Origin of the sequence: Dyadobacter sp. UC 10 (assembly GCF_008369915.1) — a bacterium.
In the GTDB taxonomy this organism is placed as follows: domain Bacteria; phylum Bacteroidota; class Bacteroidia; order Cytophagales; family Spirosomataceae; genus Dyadobacter.
Map to the genome: position 1 here is coordinate 6,527,389 of NZ_VSRN01000001.1, position 24,136 is coordinate 6,551,524.

A 24,136-nucleotide genomic window follows, 5' to 3' on the forward strand; every position below is an offset into this window, starting at 1 on the left:
ATTCTCCAAACTGTGTCTAAAATCCAAAACGAAGATGGAAAAGACATCTGGCTGTATGGTGGGTCAAGCTTAATCAAGTCATTTATACAATCAGACCTGATTGATATATATCAGATATCTCTTCACCCAGTTGCAATCGGAAACGGGAAACCTTTGTTTGAAGACCTAAAAACCCCGTTAAATCTGAGTTTGATAAGAACAAATGTCTACAAATCGGGTGTTGTTCAGCTTGTTTATAGTTCCAAATAATATTTCTGCATTGGTTAATTTAAATCTATGGATGAGATACGATTAATTGTCGAAACGCCAAGGTTGTACATCAGGGAGTTTAATATGGAAGACCTAATGGGATTGCATACGATTTGCAGTGATCAGGATTTGATGCGGTTTATAGGTGACGGCAAACCTTTGACCATTGAACAGGTCAAAGAATGGGTATTCGTCACTAAAAACAATTACAAAAGCAAGGGGTTTGGCAACTATGCGATTGTGTCTAAGCTGAACGATGAGCTGATTGGATATTGCGGACTTGTGTATTCAAAACATATCGATAAAATCGAATTGATCTACGCGTTGAAGAAGCAATACTGGAACCTGGGACTTGCAACCGAAGCCAGCGCTAAAATGCTTGAATTTGGACTGAATACTTTAAAGCTCCGCGAAATTTATGCGTCTATCGACCCGGAAAATAAAGCCTCCGGTAAGGTTCTGAGCAAACTGGGTTTTAGTTTTTTGTATCAGCAAGATGACGAGTTCGGGTATGCCACCCATTATTACAGGATCACACAGACTGATCTTTTTTAAAGTCTGCCCAAGACCATTCATATGATTTCATGAAGCAGACAGGCTGAAAAATCTTTCCACGGTCATTGTGATGGACAAAAAGCGCCTGGGCGGCAATTCCCGCTCGACCGCCGGAACCATTACGGATATCTATTCGCCTCTCCGCCTGCTGTTCTCACGCGTGGGACAACCTTCCGCTGGGAGTCGACTGCCTATTCGTTGAATGATCCGAGAGGAATGCGTCCGTTATGCGGGGGCAGTGAATTTGAGGCGCTTTTTGTGATCCCGCTGGGATCATATGTTTTGTAGTAACAAATTGCTTATCAAGTGGTTGTGTCCTGCGAAATCCTGTACTCACCTTGTCACTCAGCAAATTGTGGTGGTTGGCTTGCAATTGGTTCAAAAATAGAAAATTTATTAAACTCTTCCGCGTGAGACTTTAATGTGAATGGGCCGCCAGTTAGGAAAGGTTGATTTCTTATCAAAAAACTATACACTATAATCGAGACTTTCGTATTAACTCAGATTGATTTGCATCTATTTTTATGAATCCCTTTGCCTCTACGGCCCGCTCATCGTTTCCTGTGGCCCAAGTGTACGAACATACGTCGACTAAATGATCATTAATACAGTTACTACAAGTATAAATCATGGCATTGCTGTAACTACCAAAATTTACCGGGGCAAGCTTTGCCAGATAATACCCGCCTAAATAGTACTTCATTTGATGGTTTGTCATTCGAGCTTGCACATTTCTTGCTTCCTCATGGATTTGCTAAAAACACATCGGTAAGCATCGATTTATGTGGAAAAACAATCCTTTCCTGATTCTTCCAAAGGATAGGGATGAAGTTGGGTTCCTGGTATTCCCAACCGACAATATAGGTGTCGTCTCCTGCAACTGCGATCGCCACCGTAAATGCATCGTAGATACCGTCGGTGAGATAGCCAGGCACGCCGTTCTTCCAACACGTAGCGATGTCTTTGGCCCCCTTGTTGTCATAGCCCGAACAGTAGACATCTGAACCCGAAACAGCGATTGCCCGGGCCTGAGAAATGTGCCTTCCGTCCGGGAGCGCTTTCGATTCTCCATTTTTCCAATATCTGGCTGCAAATGTTCCGGCGACATCTTGAAAGCCAGCCAGGTAAACATCCCCGCCGGAAACGGCGAGTTCCACTCCATAGGATTCGTTGCTATCGATATTCAGCGGAAGTGGAACGCCGTTTTTCCACACCATGGCACGGCTATTCGTGCCGGTAAACTCACTGCCTGATATATACACATCGTTGTCTACGACAGATATGGAAGAAGTGGAAGATTTGTTTTTCCCATCGGTTAGTTCGTTAGCCACGCCATTTTTCCAGTATACAGCGGTATGGTATCCCGGTGCCGAATATTGGTGTCCCCCTATATGAACATCTTGCCCGGCTACTGCGATCGATGTTGCATAAGCCACATCGTCTTTACTCGGAAGGTTTGCTTGTATCCCGTTTTTCCAATAAATAGGGACTATACTATCTCCAACCCGCTCGTATCCAGCTACAAATACATCATTACCCACTACTGCTATGGCCATAGCTCTGGCACTTGTAACCCCTTTTGTTAAAGCCGTGGCTACCCCATTCTTCCAGTACATGGCGACTTCCTTTGATCCGTTGAACTGATAGCCAGCTATATACACGTCCGGACCCTTTGGAATTTTATCGTCTTCCTTTTTGCAACTTCCCAACGCGACGGATATTATGACTGTAAGAAGTGTTACGAGATGCCTCATTGATGATAGTATTTAGCTGGTTGACGATAGAAAAGGTGTAACTTCTAAATGTAGATTATTTTAGTGTATTTGTGGTAACAAGAAGTTATAACTTAGTGTATAATTCCATTACCATTCCCAATGAATGTCAATTTGTTCTTAAGACACGCTGTCTCACTTACAGTCATTGGGTTGTTCTCGTATTATTCCAACCTTTTGCAATTTGATGCTCACCAAGCAGGAATATTCAAGTAAGACGGCAAGTACCTATATTTTAGAGGTTCCGGAGGTTAAATCCGACGATGAAGGGCCTTTTGAAATTAATTTAAAACGTATGGCCGAGTGGTACTACTCTCACTATGTTAGTATCAAAAAGTAGTTCTCATGCTATTTAAAACCCTCAAAGCTTACATGTTCTCTATCCTCATAGGCGTCTTCGCAGCTGGTATCGCACTTCTGACAGTACTGAAAGAAATCAAAGAAGCAAAAGATGATGCTGTAAAAGAGAAAGAAATTGGAGATCTTAACAGACAACTTTTACTTAAATCTGACGCTATAATTACCCTTCAGGAAAAAAACCAGATCAAACAGGAAGCGAAGCAGGAAGAGTTGAATAGGAAAAATGACTTGCTAATAAGTAGCCAAGCAAAGACGGTTGAATTACAGGAACAGTTAAATGAGTTTGTGACTGGGGGGAATAACATGCCCGTGATAAAACTAGAAATTTTTAAAGGCCTGTTATCTCCTGCTCATCCAAATTATATCAAGTTTTATGCTCTCAATAAAGGACGAGTGCCAATTAGCACAGTGAAAATTAAAGTTCAGGATTTATCGCCGCCAGGGGGTATGTATGGAAACGACTATGGTGATACACCAATTTACGAAAATCCAACTGTAATAAGTCCACTATTAATAGAAAAGGAGGAGATGTTCTATTCGAAAAGGGTGAACAGTAATACCCGGTTTGAATATAAGTTGGAAGTTATTTGGAATGCTAACTTCTATGATATGCATTTGAAATTTCGGATTAATAACAATAGCTTCGAACTCGTTTCACTCTCTTACACCAGGAATGGAAAGCCTGTCGATGATCCAGAAAAATACTTGGAGTTTGATGCAAGACATAAAATGACGCCCCCATACATACCGCCCAAACCTTTCTAATTTTTTTAAACTTTCATAAGAAGACAAGTACAATCTTTAGCAATCGGCAACTCCGCAGCCACATTTGCTATAAGATAATTCAGGCCATTATACACAATTTAAGGTTAGAAAAACATTGATGTTTGAGAAACCTTGGTCAAAATCGCCTCTGTCAAACATGTCCATTCGGTAACCTAATTTAGTAAGCAAAGCAGGTTACCGAATAGGTTACCGAATGCTTTGATCTGGATTGAATTAGAATGACTTGCTTATCTTCGAAAACAGTTAAAAAATGACGTTTTTAAACGAAAAAAGCGCCCTTTGAGGCGCTTTCAGTGATCCCGCTGGGATTCGAACCCAGGACCCATACATTAAAAGTGTATTGCTCTACCAGCTGAGCTACGGAATCATTTACTTTCAACTTGATTTCTTGTACAAACCCAAGCCTTGTCGTTGATTGTGGTGCAAAAGTATTAGTAAAATTGTACGAAACAAATTTTTCAAAATAGATTTGTGAAGAAATTATTAAGATTTTTGTTAAGCACTTGTTTCCGTGACGATTAATGCCGCGCGCAAAACAAATAAACTTTTTCCGTCGCGTAGGAAAAATGCCGGCTCGTTTTAATTAAGGAGGAGTTTCGAAGAAAATTGAGGCAAATAAGCGAAGACAAGAGGCTGAAAAATTAGCCTGAAAACCGCCTATTGGCTATATTAGCTGGCATGGAATTAACAAGACCCTGTTTTAAAACCGATTTCGTAAATGTTTTCTTTGGCTGCAAGGTGTTTCGCGTTCCTTTTTTTTGTCCTGAATTTCAATCCCTCCTCAGCCCAAAACAATGCTGAGAATCCCAGGCCCTGGCTGCAAGCGTATACTGAACATCGTGAATACGACGGAGTTTATGTCGTCAAAAAAGTGGCGGTACCCTGCCGCACGTATGAAACTTTCCTGACCGACCAGAACGGCAACAAGTTGACTCCGGCCCTGAGGGATATCGGCGATTTCTCTGACGGACTGGCGGAATTTGTGCCCATGGAGCTCGGCCCCGACGGTAAAGGGCTGCATGGATTTATTGACAGACAGGGCAAGGTGGTCGTGCCGCCTGTTTATGCCGGGACCGACAAGTTCGTCGATGGCAAAACCTGGGTTATTTATCCCGTAGGCAAGCAATTCGGCCTTTCTTACATTGATACCAAAGGAAATACCCTTTATAAAATCCCGATCCGGCATTATAAAAACGATTTTCTCATAGCGGCGGCTGAACAGAATCACATCTGTAACCGCGATACCCGGGAAGATATTATCTGGTGGAAAAACCGTGATATGTTTATCCTCAACTGGAATTTCAGCAAGTTTAACGTTCGTGAGATCAAGAAATCACAGCATATTTATCACTTCAATTTCGGCGGCAAATACGGGATTATTGATAAAAATATGATCCTTCGCGTCCCGGTTGCACTGGATGATATTGATCCTACCTACAAATTTTCCGGTCAGGGAATGGAGCGGGTGCAGTACGGCGACAAGTTCGGGTATATTAGTCCGTACACCGGCGACCTCATCGTACCCTTCGAATACACCGATACCCGCAAGCCGACCGCAGGGTTATTTTGGGTAAAAAAGAATAACAAATGGGGCTGCATTGACAAGACGGGCAAGGTCAGGATCAATTTCCTTTACGACGAAGCGACCGGCTTTACCAGTGAAGACCGCTCGGCAGTAGCAATCAACGGGAAATTCGGCCATATTGATAAAAAAGGCCGAATCCGCACGCCGCTCAAATACGATTTTGCTTCTTACTATAACCACGGCATTTCAATGGTGCGGATTGAGGACAAGTACGGTTACATTGACACAACCGGAAAGTATATAGTCGAGCCGATTTATGACGAAGCTTTGCCATTTGACGAAACTACTACAACTGCTGAACGCACGTGGTTGCGTTATGAGTTGGCAATGGACGGCGAGGAAACTTTTGTAGGTTTCTCTTATAAACTTAATGCTGTTTTTATACTAATAGCCCTGCTAATTTTCATCCGGATCAACAGTTATTTGTTCAAAAGGTTTGAAGGCAAAAAGCTGTTTGCGCGCTTTAAAAAGTAGCAATCAGTCGTTTTTTGAATTAGCCTTGTCGATGATTACGGCGAGCAATATCACCAGCCCTTTGACTACCTGCTGCCAGAACGGGGATACGTTCAGCAACACAAGCCCGTTATTTAACACCCCAATAATCAGCGCGCCCTGAACCGTGCCGAGCACACTACCGCGACCGCCTGAGAGCGAAGTCCCTCCTATTACCACGGCCGCAATCGAATCGAGTTCATAGCTGACACCCGCATTCGGCTGGGCAGAATCCAGTCGTGAAGTAACCAGTAGACCACCGACCGCAGCGAGTGCCCCGCCGATTGTATACACAATGATTTTAACCCTGTTAACCTGAATACCCGAAAGTCGGGAAGCACTTTCATTACCTCCAATTGCATAAATATACTTGCCCAGCCTTGTTTTGGTCGTCAGAAAAACAGCGAGCATAACGATCAGCGCGGAGATCCATACCGGCACGGGAACGCCCAGAAACCAGCCGGTACCCAGGTACAAAAACGTATCTCCAAGCCCGCTGATCGGAAAACCTTTGGTCCACAACATGGTAAATCCGCGGGCGACTGTGAGCATGGCGAGCGTGGCCACGAAAGGCGGTACTCTAAATTTGGTGATCGTCCAACCATTGAGGGCGCCTAACGCGGAACCTGTGAGGATACCTGCAAGTGACGCTCCCAAAACCGTGAAGCCGATGTACAGATTATCACTTGGAATTTCAATGCCACTTTTTAGCAGACCCGCAGTGATCGCACCGCAGAGTGCCAGTACCGAGCCTACGGAAAGATCGATCCCGGCCGTCAGTACGATCAATGTCATTCCGGTTGAAATGCAGATATTGACGGAAATCTGTCGCATGACGTTCCATAAGTTGGAAACGCTCAGAAACTTATCTGATAAAATACTCAGGCCGACACAAAGTAAAAAAAGCGCGATTAGCGACTGAAAACGAAGTAATTTATCTTTATCTAATGCCAGGTTCATAATTGCTTTTCGTAGATGGAATGCGGGATCGCCGCTTTCAGGATCAGGTCTTCGGTTGCTTCGGCGGCAGTAAATTCGGCAGTGAGCACGCCCTCTGCCATCACCAGAACGCGATCCGAAACCGCCAGTATCTCCGGCAATTCGGAAGATACCACGATGATTCCCAGACCATTATCTGCCAGTTGAATGATCAGTTTATAAATTTCACTTTTTGCATGGATATCAATTCCGCGCGTCGGTTCGTCGAGTAGAAGCAGCTTCGGTTTCGTGGCCAGCCACTTCGCGAGCACGATTTTCTGCTGGTTACCGCCGCTCAGATTTTTTGCCTGCTGACTTCCGGAAGGTGTTTTAATTTTCAGTTCGCCAATATATTTGTCAGTGAGCGCAGCTTCTTTGTTTTCACTCGACACACCCATATTTTCCAGGTCGGCAAGCGTGGTCAGGCAGATATTCGTTTTTACATCCATTCCCAAAATCAGCCCGTCCTTTTTCCGGTCTTCCGGCACCAGCGCCAGGCCGGCAGCAATCGCCTGGGCAGGGTTCGAAATGGATAATGCATTTCCTTCCACACGGATGGTACCGTGCGAACGCGACGCATGCAGGCCAAAAATGGTTTCAAGTAACTCTGTCCGCCCCGCCCCCATCAAACCAAAAATCCCGACGATCTCGCCAGAGCGGACCTGAAAACTGATATCCTTTAAAATCCGCTCATTTTTGCGCAATGCATGCTGTAATGATAGGTTTTCTATTTCCAGCAAAACGTCCGTCGCAGTCGTCGACTGCTTTTTCCGCATTACTTCAATCTTTCTTCCGACCATTTTTGTAATCAGCAAATCCTGGTCAATATCTTTCATCCGCCCCGATTCAACAGATTTCCCATCCCTCAAAACCACAAAATGATCGGCGATCCGGAACAGCTCGTCCAGCTTGTGCGACACGTAGACGATCGCCTTGTTTTCAGCCCTTAATTCATCAATAATCCCGAACAAAACTTCCACTTCACTACCGGTGATCGCCGAAGTAGGCTCGTCCATAATGATCAGCTCCGCCTCCGTAAGCAATGCTTTCGCAATTTCCACGATCTGCTGCTGGCCTACTTTCAGGTTCGCGACGCGCGCATCGGGGGCCACTTTCAGTTTCAGCCTGTCGAGCAGTTCCTGGGCTTTTCGCCGCATTTTGTTCTTATCGAGCGTGCCGTATTGCGTGAGTATTTCGCGACCGAGAAAAATATTTTCGGTGATGGTGAGATAAGGTATCAGGTTCAGCTCCTGATGAATGATCGCTATTCCGTGCTGCTGCGCTTCTTTTGGATTTTGAAACTTCACCAGGTTATTCTTCCAGAGAATACGGCCTTCATAATCCGCATAAACGCCTGAAAGTATCTTCATCAGCGTCGATTTGCCCGCGCCGTTTTCACCGATCAAGGCAGTCACTTTTCCCGCTTCCAGCGTCAGATTGACGTTTTCCAAAGCCACGACGCCGGGGAATTTCTTGGTAATGTTCTCTGCGGTCAGCACGACTATTCCGGTTTGGTTTCTAAGGATGTATTGAACCCCAGACGAATGGGAATAATCTCGATATTCACCAGGTCAGGGTATTTTTGATTGAGTTCCACAGCTCCGGAAAATGTCACTTCATCGCCTTTTTTTACTTTGGCAAGAAAAGGGGGAAGCACCTTGTCGCGGATAATCTGGTTCAGCTCGGCAGAGATGGCGTTGAGATCGGAAGAATTGGCAAAATCATTGATATCGATCTGCCCCGAAGCATCGCGCACCGCATTCCCGAAAATGTACTCGGTAGCAATCGTAACCGGCTTTTCGCCCGACCTGGTACGCACTAAAATCACAATCCTGTTCTCTTCCACGGACTGGATTTTTCCAGTCCCTTTTACCAGAAAGTACTTGATGTTTCCGATGCTCATCGACTTCCCAAACCGGGAAAATGCCTGTTCCCTGTTTGCTTTCAGGAGATCAAAAAGCTGTGCTGCTTCTGGCGCATTCGCCAGTGCCGGTTCCAGTTTCTCAGTCCAGAATTTCGTCGCAAACTTTCGTCCGTTAAATGAATCTGTTCCCGCATTGACCTCGTCGAGCTTTTTGAAATAGACAGAATTGTAAGCCACGAATGCAATGATCACCAGGAACAGCAAGTATCTGAACGCTTTTTTCATAGTCAGTCTTCTTTACCGTAAGCTGCGTAGTTTTCAATATTGTCACGCTTCACGAGTTCCACTGCAACCGGCATCTTTTTCGGAAATTTGCGTTCACCTTTGAAGTACTGATCGGCAAAAGTTGCGGCAGTTTGCGCCATGACGATCGGGAACTGCATACCGGTCGCCATAATCTTTCCATCCTGAATCGACTTGACCACATCTTCGGCACCGTCAAAACCGAACACCTTAACATGTTCCGCTTTCCCCGCAGCGACCAAAGCCTGATAAGCGCCCATCGCCATCGCGTCGTTTCCGCAAAAAACCGCATCAATATCGGGCTGTGCCTGCAAAATGGATTCAAGTACTTCCATTGCTTTATTCCGGTCGAAATCAGCACTCTGCTGAGCGACCATTTTGAGATCGGGATACTGGTCGACCACGCTGTGAAAACCCTTCGAGCGGTTCCAGGTATTGTTATCCCCTACCATTCCGAGGATCTCTACATACTTTCCTTTCTTGTTCAAAGTCTCAACAAAGTACTTCCCGATTGCCACGCAGCCTGAGTAGCTGTCGGACAAGATCTGTGAAGTTGCCGCGCCGTTTGCATTCACTTCGCGGTCCATGCAAAATACGGGCACACCAGCCGCAGTCGCATTTTTTACATTCACGATTGAACCGTCTGCATCGGTCGGATTAAACAAAATCGCATCATAACCCGACGCGATCGCATTTTCAAAATGGTCCGTTTCCTGCGCTGTATTGTTTTGCGAATCAAAAACCTTCGATTCATAACCCAGTTCTTTCGCCTTCAACTGCGCCTGTTCCGCAAGAAATACGAACCACGGATTATTCAGTGTAGAAACGACAATAGCCATTTTCTTGGGCTCCTCTTCACTTTGTTCTGTTTTACAACCGATTAGTCCTAGTGTGAAAAGGATGTAAATCGGCAGTAATATATGGTTTGGTTTCATCGGCGTTGGGGTTGTAGACCTGTTACGGATAAACCGTTACAATCACCCGCTGGTAGCGGGTAAGTGCAGGTTTTCCGTTATCTGTTATGGCCAAAATAATATGGATTGTTTCCGGCTGCGTTACTTTTGGGGCCGGAAACGACGTGGAAGCCGCTTTGGTGTCAACGATCCCCAAAGGCTCTTTCGAGTTATAGCTACCCGGTTCAGGGTAATAAATCCATTCGTAAGAAAGCGCATTTCCATCAGGATCCTGCGAACCGTCCGCGCTCAGCGTTACCTTTTCTCCACTTTTGACTTTGACCGCATTTCCATTTCTAGAAACTGCCTTCGGCGGGTGATTGGCTTCCTTGAAAGGTTTGATCGTCCAGTCCATTCGCGCGGCAAAATCATTTTGAAAAGCCTCGCGCCATCTCCATAATGTGGCTTTATTGCTCGTATGGAAATTGCCATCGAAACCTTTTACCTCGTCCATGGCGTCCGTGTAAATCGGTCGGGTTTCGGGTTCGTAAAAATATTTTAACGTTCTCGGTGTATAAAGTTCATACCTGCCGCCCCAGCCACCATATTCCGGGTGTTCGGGGTTATTTAGGCCATTTTCAACCAAACCCAGAAACGAAGGCGTATCACCTTCCATCAGGAATTTGGTAAAAGGATATTCGGCACCCAGCGGCCCGTGGCTTCTCACGTGCTCGTCGAGCCAGGGATTGTCTACGATTTCAAAATTGGCCCCCACGAAACGGCCATGAAATTTATCCCCGCTGATGCCCGACCAGGTTGCATAATGGTAGGCACCGGCAGCATGGTAGCCCGGACTGCCCACATAAAACAGGTCCGGGAAATTCTTACGGATCCATGGCCCGGTATCGTCCTGATCCGAGATCGTGTACATCCGTATTTTGGAAACAAACTTTTTAACATCCTCCGGAGCACGCGTTTTACGAACCTTCCAAAGAGCCTGCGCCAGACAGTTAGCCCCACCCCAAACCGGAATCCAGACCGGCCGATCGTCCTTTTTATCAACCACTTTAATAATCCATTCAGACCCTTCCGAATCCTTCCCCTCCCCGATCGCCTGCATGCCAAATTCGGGAATGCTAGACTTTGTAATGCCTAACAAATACTCGGCTGAAGGGTAACCTTTTTCGTGCAGCAAGAGATTGTTACGCACTTTTCCATAAGCCTGGATCAGCTCCCTGATCTTTTCCGGTGCTACCCGCTCGCGCTGGTGAATAGACGTCGTCGCGACGAGCCCTTCGATATCCCACTGATTCGAATAGGTCAGAAACCGGATCAGCGACTGCGTGTCATCGGGTTCATTTTCAATATCGGTCAAAACTAGCACACGTGCTTTTCCGGCAGTACCCTGGCCAAAACCGGGAACCGATAAGGCCAGTAGCGAAAAGATAATCAGCTTTTTGATCCGTTTCATAGTAAAGAAAAACGGTGAAAGAATGGACTGGTACTATTTTTCAGACAGAGGTATCTGTCACAAACCCTTACAAAGTTTACGGGCAGATGCAGCGATACCTTCTTCGGAAATACCGTAATGTGCAAATATCTCCTGCTGTGAACCCGTGACGGTATATTCATCGGGTATGGCGATTATTTTGAATGGATTGCGATGCCCCGTCTGCATGAAATACGATGCACAAGCCTCACCCAAACCTCCGTAAACACTATGCTCTTCAACTGTAATAATGGGTTTGCCCGATAAAGCCAGTTTATTTAACAAATTGTAATCCAGCGGCTTGATTGTGTGCATACTCACGACCGAGGCCGAGATACCCGACTCTCTTTCCAGCTTTTCGGCGGCCTGCAATGCCGGTGCGACCGTTTCCCCGGTAGCAATGATATTGATATCCCCGCCCTCTCTCACAATCCGGCCTTTGCCGAATTCAAAGGTCTTTTCATCTTCCGAAAGCAGCGGCATTGCTTTTTTTCCAAATCTTAAATAAACAGGAAAATCCGACTCCGCAGCCAGCCTGATCGCCTGCTCCGTTTCAAAATTATCTGCTGGCGCTACGATCACAAGATTATTGATCGTCCTCAAAACAGCAAAATCATGCAAACTGTGATGCGTTGAACCCAGTGCCCCGTAGCTTACACCTGCACTGATACCGATCAGTTTAACAGGATTGTCAGAATAGGCCACATCGTTTTTGATCTGCTCTAACGCACGCGCAGTAAGAAAACAAGCGGGAGAGACAGCAAAAACCTTCTTACCGGTAGAAGCCAGTCCTGCCGAAACGCCGACCAGATTTTGCTCCGCAATACCTACTTCGACGATCTGGTCCGGAAATTTCTGCCCGAACGGTACCAGCTTACCGGAACCCCGCGAGTCGCTTGTGACTACTATAATATCCCGGTCCTCGGCTGCCAGCCTTTGAAGTGTTTTGGAAAAAACTTCCAGGTTCGCCTCGTTTTTTAAAGCAATGTTTTCAATGGTCGCTTCCACTCCTAATTCATTTAATGTCCCGAAAAATCCGGTAAAATGTTATGCAATAGTTTCCTCAGCTACATTCAGCTCCTCCAGTGCGACGGCGTATTGCTCCGTACTCGGCACGCCATGGTGCCATTTCAGCTGGCCTTCCATATAGCTGATCCCTTTTCCTTTAATTGTATGCGCGATTACCAGGCTAGGCTTTCCTTTTTCAAATGGTATCGCCTCAAAGGCGGCTTTCAGCTGCTTAAAATCATGTCCGTCTACATGCCGGACAGCCCAGCCAAAAGCTTCAAATTTCTTGTCGACCGGATCAATATCACATACAGCGCTGGTAGGGCCGCTGATCTGTAATGTATTTTTATCCAGAATAGCGCAAAGATTGTCCAGCTTATAATGTGAAGCCGACAGGGCGGCTTCCCAGTTGGAGCCTTCCGGCAGCTCGCCGTCGCCCAGCAATGTAAAAACGCGGTAGTCCTTTTTATCCAGCTTGCCTGCGATCGCGGTACCCACGCTCAGCGAAAGTCCGTGGCCCAATGCGCCCGTATTCTGCTCAACACCATGTACTTTGCGCGTGGGGTGACCAATGTAATGCGACTGGTACCTGCACAATGTGTCAAGGTCTGACTCCGGGAAAAAGCCTTTTGAAGCCAGTACCACGTAAAGCGCCTCCACGGTATGCCCTTTACTCTGAATGTAACGGTCGCGGTCGGGCGAGGCGAAATCTGCTGCATTCACATTTAAAATGTGGTTATAAAGCACATTCAGAATGTCGATACAGGAAAGACTCCCGCCCGTATGACCTGCCTTCGCCTGATAGATGTACTTGAGTATTTTGCGCCGGTACTCCACCGACTTACGTGCAAGCTCCTGTTCTGACATTGTTATTGATATTGAGAAACCATTTCTCTGCTTGTAAAGCCGTTCCCTACTGAATCGCGGACAGGCTCGTCGAAAAGCTGCACTTCCCAGCCCATGTAATTGCCCAGTGCCTCTTTCAATATGCCGGCTGTTTTGGACGCATTCATTACTACATGATGCTCAAAACCATTGTTGCAGATGTAATGCATTAACTTTTGAAGATTCGGAATTTCCGCGACTGCGCGGTTTCCAAACGTTTTCAGCGAATCGTCGGTCAGCCTGCCTTCGCCAACATAGGCTTTCATAATACCCTTCGGATCGTCGGTACTGATCCGGCCGAAAGTGAGCGGCATGGCAGGCGTGCGGCCCGAGAGTGCCCCATAAGTATTTTCTTCTCCCACGGAAGTACCCAGGATCGGCGCGGTGCTGATTTCGATATCCGGCAAAAAGGATTTGGCCCAGTTTCCGCAATGAAAGAGCACACACTTATTATCGTCGTCGGCGTAGTTATTGTTCCAATCTACCAGGGCACTGGGCGTCCCGGAGGCAAGTTGCAGTGCGTACATACTCAACGTACCCGTCACGTCTACCTCGCAGCCGCTGGGCGACATACTTTCGCTCATAATGCTCATGGAAGTACACACATTGCAACCGTAATTCTGCTGCACGGAAGTCCAGCATTGAATTGCCGTGGCATCGAGCGCATTTTCCGCAACGAATTCGGCCAATACCACATCGAGTTTCGCCATTTGAAACAACGCTTCATCCGGCGTGCGCCCCACGGATGCATAATCTCTTATTTTTTGTAAATGCTGCTGCACGCTGGTATCGTGCCGGGTGAGTTTATTGGCTCTGCCTAAAATTTCAGAAAGATCCACGGTTACGACCGAGATACCATTCCGCTGCAATATCTTTTCGCTGTATCGAACGGTATTAAAACCGCCCGGCCTGGCTCCTATCGCCCCTATCCGTACATTCCGCAAACCTTTGGTAACGCGGCAAACCGCAACGAAATCCTGTAAATCCTTGATAAAAGATGCGTCCTGCGGGTGCACGACGTGCTTGGTAGTAAGCGTGTATTTGATCCCGAACTGGTACAGATTGTTGCAGGCCGAAATTTTCCCGCACCAGGAATCTCTCCGGCGCGCCACGTCCATTTTATTCAGATCGTCGGGATAACCCTGGACCAGAACCGGTACATTCAGTTCGGAAAGTTTGAGCGTTTCGGCAATGCCGCGTTCGTCGCCGAAATTGGGCAATACTACCAGCACGCCAATAATTTCGTCGCGGTGCGCGCGAAACAATGCAGCACACTTTTGCGCATCCTGGAAAGTTTCGACACCGCCTAATTTAGTATCCTCAGTATCCAGCATTACCACCGGGATAGCAAGCTTTTTGAAAAGATCAATAATCTCCACCCTGGCCTCCGCAACCAGCCGGTCCGGAAAAAAGTCCCGGTTACCAATTATTACCCCAATACTACCTTTCATATTCATGGTTTTACAAAATCAAATTTCCTTCCTCCTTTCTCCTTTCCTCCTTCCTCCCTTCAACCCTATCCTGCAATTATCAACTCAATCTCATTGTCATGAAAAAGCTGCTTGTGCTTGTCTTCCACACCTGCATCTGTGATGATATAATCGATCAGCGAAAGTGCCCCCAAGCTGGCAAATGCGCTCTTTCCTACTTTGGTGGAATCCGCTACCAGGTAAGTCGTATCGGCGGCGTCGATCATTGCTTTTTTTACTACTAAGTCGCTGATACTCGGATAAGTAAGTCCTGATTTTAGTGAAAGTCCGGCTGTGGCCAAAAACAGCTTCTGCACATTCAGGCCCTTGAAAAAATCGGCAGCTTTTTGTCCGGTCAGCGATAAGGTCGGCGGCTTAAATTCGCCTCCGGTCATGATTACCTCAATGCCCGTTTCCGCTCCCAGCAGCAATGCGATATTCAATGCATTCGTAATCACGGTCAGGTGCCGGTTGCCGCCCCGCAGTTTCTTGGCAATTTCAGTGGTGGTCGATCCCGAATCCAGGATAATCGTGTCACCGTTGTCAATGTATTCCAGGCATTTTGAGGCGATCAGCTCTTTCTTGTCGAGATTCTCCTGATTACCCAGCGAAAAGTTGCGAACCTGGTCTTCGACGTTTTTCAAAAATGCCCCGCCGTGTTCCTTGATCACCAGACCGTCTTTTTCCAGCTTATCCAGATCCTGCCGGATCGTCACCTCAGTGACTTTGAAAAGCTTGGCCAGATCGATCACTTTGGCCGAACCATCTTCTTTTAACAACTCTAGTATTTTATCCCTTCTTTGGTTTGCAAGCATTGTTCCCATTATTAATTTGTTTTCCTTTTCAGCTAAAATAAAAGGAAAACAAACAATTAATAGATCTGCCGTGAAATATAACCGTCATCGGTAAAAAACAGCACAGCTAAAATCTATAAAAGCAAATTTACGAAAATAAAAGAAAGTAAAAAGTAATAAGTGAAAATATTACAACACTATTATGCTACTAATTCTTAAATTGTCAACAATACGGTCTCAGATTTAATATGGTTAATATGCTTTCTAAATATTTGCTACTCTCATTCGGATTAAGCGCCTCGATCACAGCTTTTGGACAGACTTCCCGTAAGGATACATTGCCCCCACCCTCCGCGACGGAGGATTGGTCGGTTAAACCTCCCATAGTCACGCCCGGACAATCCGAAGCACCACCTTCAGACGCAGTCGTACTTTTAGGAAGTGAAGCCGACGCACAAAAATGGCAGCACAGCGACGGTTCAGCGATTAGGTGGAAAGCAGGAAAGGGAGAATTAACCATTGTCCCGAAAGCAACCGATATTGAATCGAAACGAAAATTCGGTAGTATGCAGCTGCATTTGGAATGGAAAACACCTGATCCAAAGGAAGATAAGGAAATGAACCGCGGCAATAGCGGCGTACTCTTTATGGGGTTATACGAGTTGCAGATTTATGAATCGTACCAGTATTTGACCAAAATCTACTATAATGGCCAGGCAGGAAGCGTCTACAAGCAACATGCCCCCCTGGTGAATGCTGCGAACAAGCCGCAAACCTGGCAGACCTACGACGTGGTTTTTGAAGCCCCCGTTTTCAATACCGACAAAACCCTGAAAACCCCAGCCTACATGACGGTTTTTCACAACAACGTTCTCATTCTTAATCACGTAGAGCTCAAAGGGCCGATGATGTACCAGGGCTATCCGCAGTACAGCTTCCACGAGGACAAGCTTCCGCTGCGATTGCAGGAACACGGCAGCAGGGTTAGTTTTCGGAATATCTGGGTTAGGGAGTTATGATCGGCCGTTCAGGAACTGACAGTAACCGGTAAAAAACAAGTTGCGATTAGCCACGATAACATTTTTAAGATTGAAGGCCTAACTTCAATTAGATTATCTTGGTTATTGTTTCGCACAAGGCAATTAGATTATTTAGTGGTAAATATCCAATGTATGAAACCGCGATGGACAAATGGTACAACGTTGCCGCAAAAGCCGATTGGCAAAACTTTGCGCAAGTACGACAAAGCTTTGGATCCGTGGATTCAGTCGGAAATGATCTTTACGTTTTCAACATTGGTGGAAATAAGTGTAGATTAATTGTTCGAATTATCTTTAAGACGCAGATGATCTTCATACGATTTATCGGCACCCACAATCAATACGATAAGGTTGATCTTTCAAAATTATAAACATGGAGACTATCACATCGGAAAGTCAATACGAAGCTGCGCTTGAAAATCTTAACTTATTAATGAAAATAGGTGAAGAAAACATATCAGATGATGACACTCGTCAAATCGAAATGCTCGGACTAGCGATCCAGGCATACGAAAGGATTCATTATCCATACCCAATGCCTAAGACGATTCCAGAAATGTTGGAGCTCAGGCGGCTCCAGCTGAAACTAACGCAGGCCGCACTAGCCAAAATCCTCGGCCTAGGCAAGCCGGAGTTAGCACAGATTATGAATGGGAAGCTCGAACCAGACGTCACATTTTTAAAGGCGGTTTATCATAAACTGGGAGTCGACCCTGCATTCTTGCTAGACAAAGCTTAGCCTACCGCGCCAGCGGTAACCACACTGACATATCACCATGCCCACGGTTGCCCCAGGCGTAATAGGTAAGTCGTTGATCTACATAAAATATCGGCCGCTAAGAAAAGCCCGGCTGGACCATCTCCGATATTTGCTGCATGTACATGAGCCGCCCATAGTCGGCCGTCGCTATCGACCAATTGGGCCATTAAGTTGGCAAATTCCGCCATCGCCGGGCGACCCCGTGACAACCAGTTCGAACTGTAAAGAGCAAGGCAATCATGATCTCTCTCAGATCTAATTTTCCTCTTCATTTTACCGGGCCGTCGGAGCGATCAAAAAAGGACGAAATTGCGTCCATTGGAGATCGCGGGGCGGCCCGTGCCATCAGTTCTAAAAACTGTTTGTTCACATCTTTGGAGTTTGGTCACAGCAAAGTTGATACGATCCCCGATATCTTCAATTCCCCGACACACGCTAAGAATGATGGTTAATGTATTGTAAATTAATACATTATTCCAAACCGTCTAATATATTTATACCAACGTTAAATCCCAAACGACTTCTGCCATGCGACACGAAATCCTGAGATCATTACTGCTGGTCACCTGTATCTCTTTGATATACGAGCCCGCAAAGTGCCAGACAACCGACAAAATCAGCGATAGCGATGGAAATACGTATACCATCAAACTAATGCCCGACGGGAATCAGTGGATGACGCAGGACTTGAATGTCCGGGTCGATAGTTCCTGGTGTTTTGCGGATGACACTGCAAATTGCAAGATTTATGGAAGGTTATATACCTACTATTCGGCAGCGGAAGCTTGTAATACGCTCGGTAATGGCTGGCATTTGCCGTCCCGGAAAGATTGGGAAGTGTTGTCTGATCAATATGGTGGTGCCAGTAATAAGTCGAAAGATTGGGGCAGAGCTGCATATAAAGCCTTACAAACGGGAGGGGAATCGGGCTTCCATGCTACGTTGGGAGGTAATAGGGAGCTGACCGGCGGGAAATATGAGAGGTTGAATGCGCACGGGTTTTACTGGACAGCCACCGAAATCGACCAGAAGACAGCCTGGAACTTCAATTTTGGTGCGGGAGGGAAAGCATTGCATTGCCAGGACGGGATGGGAAAGGGGGAGGGCGCCACCGTCCGGTGCGTCAGAACGATCGCAAAGAATTAGTATCGATCCGGATGTCTTGACGTATTAAAATACAAAGGCGCCAGCATCACGCCGGCGCCTTTTCATTCAACACTTATTTCCCAACAATCACATAGAGAATCCTGATCTAAAAAACGCGTTGGAGAAATGGTATAAAGAAACCGTGAAAGCGGACTTGGCGAATTTTAGCGAGGTCAGACAGACGTTCAATTCTGTCGACTTTGTTGGTAACGGTTTATTTGTGTTTAATATCGGGGGCAACAAATGTCGGTTAATCGCTCGAATCCTTTTTAGAAAACGGACATTATATATTCGCTTTATCGGGACGCACAAACAATATGATGAAGTTAATTTGGCGACACTTTAAAACAGTAACATGGAAACTTTGAAATCAGACAAAAAGTACCGACTACCGCACCAGCGGAAGCCAGACTGACATATCCCCGTGTCCGCGGTTGCCCCAGGCATAATATGGTACCAATCTGACAGGAATCGTTTTGGGGGCCTCCTTACTTACTTCACGATACAATTTTTTGTTCCAATCCGTATTGCCAAGCAACACAGCGTCACCCTGTAAAGCAGTGATGGGGCTGTTTTCAATCGTTATTTTTGCGGGTTTGAAATTGTTGCTGACCGCAACCGCTACATCGAAAATCGTTTTGCCTTTTGGCAGATCTATCGATTCGACGCAATACACGATGGGCCCGCGCTTTACTGCGACCTGATTTCTGGTTTCTTCTACCAACGGGTTGGATTCGATCAGCTTCACCGGCATAGGCAGCAGGAGTTCGACCTTATCGCCCTTTTTCCAGCTCCGTTTTACTTCGGCATAGGTACCTGCATGCAAGGCCTCGGTTTGTTTCTTGCCGTTCACAGTCAAACTAGCGCCTGAGCACCAGCCCGGAATCCTGAAAAACATGGAAAACGCAGCCGCAGGAGCCTCTTCAAGTTGAACTGTTACTTTACCGTCCCAAGGGTAATCTGTTGTTTGCGAAAGCTTTAATGAACCATTTTTGAAATGCGTAGCCAGTTTGTTCCCTCCATATAAATTGAAGAAAACACCCGCTTCTGAAATGCTGTACACGTATTGGTTTACCTCAGAAACCGTACGAACCGTATTGGGCGGACAGCAATTTGACTTGGAAATATACGGCTGCCTCTCTTTCTCCCAGCGCTGCTTGAACGGAAGCGCATCCGAATAAGCCAATGGATTGGTATAAAGAAACTTATCTCCTTGCAAATTAATCCCCGACAAAACACTGTTGTACAAAGCCAGTTCGACAATATCCGCATATTTGGCGTCACCCGTAATTTGCAACATCCGCCAGTTCCAGAGCACGTTGCCGATATTGGCGCAGGTTTCGTTATGTGCTGTAAAATTAGGCAGCTGGTAATCGCGCCCGTAAGCCTGATGGATTTTCTGCACCTCGTCCGGTTTATAAGAGGTACCATCGGGGGACACACCATCATAAAGTGCCCCACAGCCACCGGTAACGTACATTTTGTGATTGGTCACATCTTCCCACATCACATTCAGCTGGTCCAGTAATGCCTTATCGCCGGTCTCCGCGTAAACATCCGCAACACCCGCATACAGATAATTCGCCCGTACCGCATGACCCATTACTTTGGTTTGTTTCAAAAACGGGATCCGGTCCTGGTTGTCGTCAGTACCTTCCGTTGCACCTTTTAAGGCAATCAAATGCTTCACCAGTTTGAGGTATTTTTCTTCCCCTGTCGTCCGGTACATTTCGGACAAGCCCATATAATGCGACGGACAAATCGCGTTTCTGGATTGCTCCGGAGTTGCCTTTGCGTAAAAACCGATCAGGAAATCAGAAGCTTTTTTGGCAACGTCCAGCAAGGTCGTTTTGCCGGTAGCGCGGTAATGCACGCAGGCTGCTGTCATTAAATGGCCAAAATTGTATGCCTCAAAGCTCAGCCGGTCGTCGAACATTTTCGCTTCTCCGTTTTGCTTTTGCTGGATAATTGCTTTGGTATATATATAACCGTCAGCACGTTGCGCCTTCGCCATTACCCCGATCGCCTGGTCCATGATTTCGTCCAGCTTCGGATCCTTGGTCACTGCGTACATTCCTGCGACAGCCTCGAATGTTTTGTAGAAATCCCCGTCATGAAATGAAGGACCTTTGAAGTTGCCTTCCTTCAAGCCCGCCGCGATCTCGAAATTGCGAAAAGAGTGACTGAGGTTAGGATCCGTATAAACCTTCCAGATATTAGGTACCATCGTTTCGCGGCACACCTGAAAACGATCGGCCCAGAAACCGGTAGTCCACTGCACCGCGTTCATATCCGTCCCGTGCAATTTCGCGTGAGTACTCTTGGAAGTATTGACCAATGCTTTATCCTGCGCCGAAGCTGCATGGAAAAATGCCAGCCCGGCTGCGGGGATCAACAGAAACCTCTTAAAACGCATCATTCCTATATTTTTCAAAGTTCTTTCGTTATCAAGTTTTTAATTCTAAAAACGGCCTCCGGATCCTTTCTACCGGCGCCGGGCAGGTCGTACATCTGGTCGGTGGGGGTATCTGCGTTGGGAAATCTACGTGTGTCCCCGGTGCGGAACGAAACGCGGCTGACCGCATCCATAGCAGAGAAAAGTATCTGATTACCAAGCGATTTTCCATTAATACTAACAGTGTACAATCTTGTTTCAGTGTTCAGCCGAAGCGTGATTTTGTAGGTTTTGCCGGCTTCGTATTGCATCAGGTTTTTGTTACGATAACCCGCCTTCACCCGAATGTTCCCCGTAGAATCGAACGATAAACGCAATCCCGGATTGCCCTGCGCATTGAGCAGCTCTATATCCAGCAGCCCGTTTTTATGCTGACCAGGAGTCACTGAAAATTCGACAGACAATTTCCTGGTTGCAGGAATAACCCGTTCGGCCTTTGCATAATCGAACGGGTCAAAGTCCCTCAAAACAAGTGACTTATCCCCCTGTTGCTCACCCTCTACTTTAACAGGAGCCCACAGCGGGCTGTAAATATTCCATTCCCGCAGCCCGCCGATATTATTCACCTTACCAAATCCCCCATCCGAATGCAAGGCGGCAGTTTCCGTGAGCGGCACCGGAACAGACGATACCCAGATGTCCTCCTTATTCATGCTGTAAGTAACCCACATTTTCCCATCAGAGGGCGCTACGTTCCCTTCCGAAATGCCGCGCACGTATTGCGGACCATAAGATTTATAATTGCCGCCGTACCTCATCGCAGTGATCTCGCCATTTAACAAAAGCAGATTTTTGTAGTTCACCCCATCATCGCTTACCGAAACTGCGAGCGGCCACCGGAATTCGGCCGGGTTATAGACCGTAACGTATTTTCCGTCGGAAGTTTTTTGTCCCCATATTTTCGCGTTACTGTTTACAAATCCAGGTGCCCTTTTTGGTTTGTACAGCCAGGTTTTGCCGTTGTCCGTACTTATACTTGTCAACGCATTTTTCCATAGCCCTACTACCCTGCCGTCGGGTAAGTGGTAGGAGCTGAATGCTTTATACTCGCCTTTCAATGAGATCAGAGGGTCGTCACGATCTGCTTCTTCTACCCATTGTTGCACCACCAACTTATTAGCAAGCAACTCATTACAAGCTGCTACAAATGCATTGTCCTTGCTCGTTTCATAAAATGGGTAATCCGACTTCTGCTTCCAGGAGCTGTTATTTCGAATAAAATAAATCGGCCCGAGCGAACCGTCTTCCCTGATTTCACGTACGACCCGTCCTATTCCGTTACCATCATTCGGGTCATCTTTCGCATCGAGCGAGATCCCGTAGTAGCCCAGCGTCAGCAACTTACCATTTTTGGAGACATAAAATCCCATGCGCTGATGCATGACTGCGTAGAGATTTTTCGCTGTGCCCGGATAACCCTTTTTCGTCGTGCCGTCAGGAATTTTATATGGCGGAAAAATAACTTTTGGCACTGTCCAGCTCGTTCCGTCTTTGGAAGTTTGAAGCAGAGTCTGACCCGGCGGAATATGCTCTCCTACTGGATTACTCAAATAATTGAGGTAAAAAGTACCTTTCCAGTAAGCCAGCATCGGCGCGTGGTTATAAGTCCAGCTCAATGCAGAATCTCCGCCGAAATCCGTCCGGTTCGCCCGGAAAGTCTGATAGGCATGTGCGCCTATCACCGGGCTCAGCTGACCGTGGTGATAGTCAACATTCGAGAGCGTTTTGCCCGTGTAACGGATCGTATCCTGCGCCTTAAGCCCAGGATACGTAATCGATAAAGTCAATAAGATTAGCAATACCTTTCTCATTCCATCCTCTCTAATATCCGGCATTCTGCGTTATTTTGGCGTTTTGGTCGCGCACGATATTCGGGATCGGCAGCAGCAGTTTCGCTTCCGTTACCGGTTTTCCTTTTTGTGTCAAAACAGGTATCGCCCTTCCGGTCCTTTTCAGGTCAAACCAGCGGTGAAATTCAAACGCCAGCTCGACGCGCCGCTCATGCTCCACAGCCAAAGCCACTGTACTGTATTTGGCCGGATAGCCCGCCGCACCGAACAAAGGCAGGTTTGATCTTTTGCGGACTTCATTCAGGTAACTCACGTCGCCTGTCGCCTCGGTCAGCAGCAAAAGCAGGTCTGCATAGCGGAAAACGATAAAATTGTTATTCGCAGCAATGCTCTGATTGATCAGCGGTGCCGTTTTATCAGCCCATTTCTTCGGAAAAAACGCAGGCGTAAAAACACCTTTCGCGTCGGTGTACCCCGTATCTACTGACGCCAACCTGCGGTTGTCACCCTGTTCATATTCGGCCAGAATATCATTCACAACCTGGTTCATACCCGCTCCATAAAAGCCCAATGCATTGGAGTTCGGGAAAAATTCGAGGTAATAGTTGCTGTAAGGATTGGTCGCAGCGCCGCCGAGATATTGAATCTCAAAGATCGATTCTTTCGTGTTCTTGTTTTTCACATCCCACAAAGCAGCGTAAGAAGGCAGTAATTCGAATTTTTTGCTGTCATAAATTTCTTTCAGCTCTTTGACCGCATTGGTTTTATCTCCTGCCAGGAGGTAAACTTTCCCGAGCAGCATCTGCGCGGCACTTTTCGTGGTCCGTCCCGCAATCGCAGCGGTGGCAGGCAGTTTTGTCTTCGCTTCTGCAAGATCCTTGATGATCTGTGCATGGATTTCTGAGGCAGGCGAGCGGAGTACATCATAGCTTTCAGCGGCTGTGAGTGGCCTGGTAACCAGCGGCATATCGCCCCAGATCTGTACCATATTGTAGTAGTAAAGCGAGCGCAGGAACAACATTTCACCCTGCGTTTGCGCTTTGTAAGCCGCATCAATATCAGCGGTTTCGATCTTGCTCAATATGATATTGATATTGTAGAGCGACTTGTAGAAATCCTGCCAGAACTGGTATACCATCGTATTGGCCGGCGCCAGCGAGTAGTCGCGGAACTGCCATTTATCCGCCTGATTTCCCGAAATATTCAGGATCGTCACATTGTCCGCCATCAATTCTCCGGTGTAAGAAACCGGCCCCTGCGGATGATAAACGGTGTAAAGTGTATTGTAAGCCGCATTCACAGCCAGGTCAAAATCGGAGCGGGTTTTGTAAAAATTCTCCGCATTAGGATTAGAAATCGGCGCGAGTTCCAGGAAGGATTCCTTACAGCCGGACAGTGCGGCGACGAAGGTGATCAGTGTCAGAATAAATATGTTCTTTTTCATAACAGATTGGGCGAATGGA

The 24,136-nt window shown here is 46.7% G+C and carries 23 protein-coding genes and 1 tRNA gene; 9 read left to right on the top strand and 15 right to left on the bottom strand.

Annotated features, from left to right (window positions below):
• Positions 1–249: a dihydrofolate reductase family protein gene (locus tag FXO21_RS26885; RefSeq protein WP_409014846.1), complete on the top strand. Its 249-nt coding sequence runs from the start codon at positions 1–3 to the stop codon at positions 247–249.
• 27 nt (positions 250–276) lie between these two features.
• The gene (locus FXO21_RS26890; protein ID WP_149642988.1) at positions 277–804 is read left to right on the top strand and encodes a GNAT family N-acetyltransferase; all 528 of its coding nucleotides are present in this window, start codon (positions 277–279) and stop codon (positions 802–804) included.
• Between the two features lie 743 nt (positions 805–1,547).
• On the opposite strand, the gene FXO21_RS26900 is transcribed toward FXO21_RS26890, so the two are convergent.
• Positions 1,548–2,558 (bottom strand): hypothetical protein, encoded by a 1,011-nt coding sequence (locus tag FXO21_RS26900; protein WP_149642989.1) that lies wholly within the window; start codon positions 2,556–2,558, stop codon positions 1,548–1,550.
• A gap of 363 nt (positions 2,559–2,921) precedes the next feature.
• On the opposite strand from FXO21_RS26900, the gene FXO21_RS26905 reads away from it, so the two are divergent.
• Entirely contained in the window at positions 2,922–3,701 is a 780-nt protein-coding gene (locus tag FXO21_RS26905) for a hypothetical protein (protein ID WP_149642990.1), read from the top strand.
• Between the two features lie 315 nt (positions 3,702–4,016).
• Here FXO21_RS26905 and FXO21_RS26910 read toward each other — a convergent pair.
• Positions 4,017–4,089, bottom strand: a tRNA-Lys gene (locus FXO21_RS26910).
• Positions 4,090–4,440: 351 nt separating this feature from the next.
• Between FXO21_RS26910 and FXO21_RS26915 the strand changes: the two genes are divergently transcribed.
• A complete protein-coding gene (locus FXO21_RS26915) occupies positions 4,441–5,781 on the top strand; it encodes a WG repeat-containing protein (RefSeq protein ID WP_149642991.1) in 1,341 nt (446 codons plus the stop codon).
• A gap of 3 nt (positions 5,782–5,784) precedes the next feature.
• On the opposite strand, the gene FXO21_RS26920 is transcribed toward FXO21_RS26915, so the two are convergent.
• From FXO21_RS26920 to FXO21_RS26960, 9 genes are read right to left on the bottom strand one after another with little or no spacing between them, the layout of a single operon-like run.
• On the bottom strand, positions 5,785–6,759 hold the full coding sequence (locus tag FXO21_RS26920) for an ABC transporter permease (RefSeq protein WP_149642992.1): 975 nt from the start codon (positions 6,757–6,759) through the stop codon (positions 5,785–5,787).
• The gene (locus FXO21_RS26925) at positions 6,756–8,276 is read right to left on the bottom strand and encodes a sugar ABC transporter ATP-binding protein (protein WP_149642993.1); all 1,521 of its coding nucleotides are present in this window, start codon (positions 8,274–8,276) and stop codon (positions 6,756–6,758) included. The genes FXO21_RS26920 and FXO21_RS26925 overlap by 4 nt, the downstream gene beginning before the upstream one ends.
• Positions 8,277–8,278: 2 nt before the next feature.
• A complete protein-coding gene (locus tag FXO21_RS26930; RefSeq protein ID WP_149642994.1) occupies positions 8,279–8,926 on the bottom strand; it encodes a DUF2291 domain-containing protein in 648 nt (215 codons plus the stop codon).
• Positions 8,927–8,928: 2 nt separating this feature from the next.
• Entirely contained in the window at positions 8,929–9,879 is a 951-nt protein-coding gene (locus FXO21_RS26935) for a D-ribose ABC transporter substrate-binding protein (protein WP_149642995.1), read from the bottom strand.
• A gap of 22 nt (positions 9,880–9,901) precedes the next feature.
• Positions 9,902–11,308 carry a DUF1593 domain-containing protein gene (locus tag FXO21_RS26940; RefSeq protein ID WP_149642996.1) on the bottom strand — a complete coding sequence of 469 codons (1,407 nt, stop codon included), beginning with the start codon at positions 11,306–11,308 and terminating at the stop codon, positions 9,902–9,904.
• Positions 11,309–11,365: 57 nt separating this feature from the next.
• A complete protein-coding gene (locus tag FXO21_RS26945) occupies positions 11,366–12,334 on the bottom strand; it encodes a transketolase family protein (RefSeq protein ID WP_149642997.1) in 969 nt (322 codons plus the stop codon).
• A gap of 39 nt (positions 12,335–12,373) precedes the next feature.
• Positions 12,374–13,201: a transketolase gene (locus tag FXO21_RS26950; protein ID WP_149642998.1), complete on the bottom strand. Its 828-nt coding sequence runs from the start codon at positions 13,199–13,201 to the stop codon at positions 12,374–12,376.
• Positions 13,202–13,203: 2 nt separating this feature from the next.
• Positions 13,204–14,676, bottom strand: coding sequence for an L-fucose/L-arabinose isomerase family protein (locus tag FXO21_RS26955; RefSeq protein ID WP_149642999.1), 1,473 nt, complete (start codon positions 14,674–14,676; stop codon positions 13,204–13,206).
• 59 nt (positions 14,677–14,735) lie between these two features.
• Positions 14,736–15,503 carry a DeoR/GlpR family DNA-binding transcription regulator gene (locus FXO21_RS26960; protein ID WP_149643000.1) on the bottom strand — a complete coding sequence of 256 codons (768 nt, stop codon included), beginning with the start codon at positions 15,501–15,503 and terminating at the stop codon, positions 14,736–14,738.
• A 236-nt stretch (positions 15,504–15,739) separates the two neighbouring features.
• Here FXO21_RS26960 and FXO21_RS26965 point away from each other — a divergent pair, with 236 nt between their 5' ends.
• From FXO21_RS26965 to FXO21_RS26975, 3 genes are all read left to right on the top strand, one after another.
• Complete coding sequence (locus FXO21_RS26965; protein WP_149643001.1) at positions 15,740–16,501, top strand: 3-keto-disaccharide hydrolase; 762 nt, start codon at positions 15,740–15,742, stop codon at positions 16,499–16,501.
• Positions 16,502–16,665: 164 nt separating this feature from the next.
• Positions 16,666–16,893: a type II toxin-antitoxin system HigB family toxin gene (locus FXO21_RS26970; RefSeq protein WP_225865928.1), complete on the top strand. Its 228-nt coding sequence runs from the start codon at positions 16,666–16,668 to the stop codon at positions 16,891–16,893.
• Positions 16,894–16,895: 2 nt separating this feature from the next.
• Positions 16,896–17,261 (top strand): helix-turn-helix domain-containing protein, encoded by a 366-nt coding sequence (locus FXO21_RS26975; RefSeq protein ID WP_149643002.1) that lies wholly within the window; start codon positions 16,896–16,898, stop codon positions 17,259–17,261.
• A gap of 1 nt (position 17,262) precedes the next feature.
• On the opposite strand, the gene FXO21_RS29265 is transcribed toward FXO21_RS26975, so the two are convergent.
• The gene (locus FXO21_RS29265) at positions 17,263–17,352 is read right to left on the bottom strand and encodes a hypothetical protein (protein WP_409014847.1); all 90 of its coding nucleotides are present in this window, start codon (positions 17,350–17,352) and stop codon (positions 17,263–17,265) included.
• 458 nt (positions 17,353–17,810) lie between these two features.
• Here FXO21_RS29265 and FXO21_RS26980 point away from each other — a divergent pair, with 458 nt between their 5' ends.
• A complete protein-coding gene (locus FXO21_RS26980) occupies positions 17,811–18,428 on the top strand; it encodes an FISUMP domain-containing protein (protein ID WP_149643003.1) in 618 nt (205 codons plus the stop codon).
• 118 nt (positions 18,429–18,546) lie between these two features.
• Positions 18,547–18,774: a type II toxin-antitoxin system HigB family toxin gene (locus tag FXO21_RS26985; RefSeq protein ID WP_225865881.1), complete on the top strand. Its 228-nt coding sequence runs from the start codon at positions 18,547–18,549 to the stop codon at positions 18,772–18,774.
• A gap of 42 nt (positions 18,775–18,816) precedes the next feature.
• Here the strand turns inward: FXO21_RS26985 and FXO21_RS26990 are convergent, their stop codons facing one another.
• Genes FXO21_RS26990 through FXO21_RS27000 form a run of 3 tightly spaced genes read right to left on the bottom strand, consistent with a single transcriptional unit; the run spans position 18,817 to position 24,117 of the window.
• Positions 18,817–20,847: an aceric acid hydrolase gene (locus FXO21_RS26990; RefSeq protein WP_192579343.1), complete on the bottom strand. Its 2,031-nt coding sequence runs from the start codon at positions 20,845–20,847 to the stop codon at positions 18,817–18,819.
• An 11-nt stretch (positions 20,848–20,858) separates the two neighbouring features.
• Positions 20,859–22,718, bottom strand: coding sequence for an exo-alpha-sialidase (locus FXO21_RS26995; RefSeq protein ID WP_225865882.1), 1,860 nt, complete (start codon positions 22,716–22,718; stop codon positions 20,859–20,861).
• Entirely contained in the window at positions 22,705–24,117 is a 1,413-nt protein-coding gene (locus tag FXO21_RS27000) for a RagB/SusD family nutrient uptake outer membrane protein (RefSeq protein WP_149643004.1), read from the bottom strand. The genes FXO21_RS26995 and FXO21_RS27000 overlap by 14 nt, the downstream gene beginning before the upstream one ends.
• Between the last annotated feature and the right edge of the window lie 19 nt (positions 24,118–24,136).

Excerpts from the sequence above, each read along its gene's own strand:
- FXO21_RS26890 (WP_149642988.1), top strand. The coding sequence starts at position 277 with ATGGATGAGATACGATTAATTGTCGAAACGCCAAGGTTGTACATCAGG.
- FXO21_RS26900 (WP_149642989.1), bottom strand. The coding sequence starts at position 2,558 with ATGAGGCATCTCGTAACACTTCTTACAGTCATAATATCCGTCGCGTTG.
- FXO21_RS26905 (WP_149642990.1), top strand. The coding sequence starts at position 2,922 with ATGCTATTTAAAACCCTCAAAGCTTACATGTTCTCTATCCTCATAGGC.
- FXO21_RS26915 (WP_149642991.1), top strand. The coding sequence starts at position 4,441 with ATGTTTTCTTTGGCTGCAAGGTGTTTCGCGTTCCTTTTTTTTGTCCTG.
- FXO21_RS26920 (WP_149642992.1), bottom strand. The coding sequence starts at position 6,759 with ATGAACCTGGCATTAGATAAAGATAAATTACTTCGTTTTCAGTCGCTA.
- FXO21_RS26930 (WP_149642994.1), bottom strand. The coding sequence starts at position 8,926 with ATGAAAAAAGCGTTCAGATACTTGCTGTTCCTGGTGATCATTGCATTC.
- FXO21_RS26935 (WP_149642995.1), bottom strand. The coding sequence starts at position 9,879 with ATGAAACCAAACCATATATTACTGCCGATTTACATCCTTTTCACACTA.
- FXO21_RS26940 (WP_149642996.1), bottom strand. The coding sequence starts at position 11,308 with ATGAAACGGATCAAAAAGCTGATTATCTTTTCGCTACTGGCCTTATCG.
- FXO21_RS26950 (WP_149642998.1), bottom strand. The coding sequence starts at position 13,201 with ATGTCAGAACAGGAGCTTGCACGTAAGTCGGTGGAGTACCGGCGCAAA.
- FXO21_RS26955 (WP_149642999.1), bottom strand. The coding sequence starts at position 14,676 with ATGAATATGAAAGGTAGTATTGGGGTAATAATTGGTAACCGGGACTTT.
- FXO21_RS26960 (WP_149643000.1), bottom strand. The coding sequence starts at position 15,503 with ATGCTTGCAAACCAAAGAAGGGATAAAATACTAGAGTTGTTAAAAGAA.
- FXO21_RS26965 (WP_149643001.1), top strand. The coding sequence starts at position 15,740 with ATGCTTTCTAAATATTTGCTACTCTCATTCGGATTAAGCGCCTCGATC.
- FXO21_RS26970 (WP_225865928.1), top strand. The coding sequence starts at position 16,666 with ATGGACAAATGGTACAACGTTGCCGCAAAAGCCGATTGGCAAAACTTT.
- FXO21_RS26975 (WP_149643002.1), top strand. The coding sequence starts at position 16,896 with ATGGAGACTATCACATCGGAAAGTCAATACGAAGCTGCGCTTGAAAAT.
- FXO21_RS26980 (WP_149643003.1), top strand. The coding sequence starts at position 17,811 with ATGCGACACGAAATCCTGAGATCATTACTGCTGGTCACCTGTATCTCT.
- FXO21_RS26990 (WP_192579343.1), bottom strand. The coding sequence starts at position 20,847 with ATGATGCGTTTTAAGAGGTTTCTGTTGATCCCCGCAGCCGGGCTGGCA.
- FXO21_RS26995 (WP_225865882.1), bottom strand. The coding sequence starts at position 22,718 with ATGCCGGATATTAGAGAGGATGGAATGAGAAAGGTATTGCTAATCTTA.
- FXO21_RS27000 (WP_149643004.1), bottom strand. The coding sequence starts at position 24,117 with ATGAAAAAGAACATATTTATTCTGACACTGATCACCTTCGTCGCCGCA.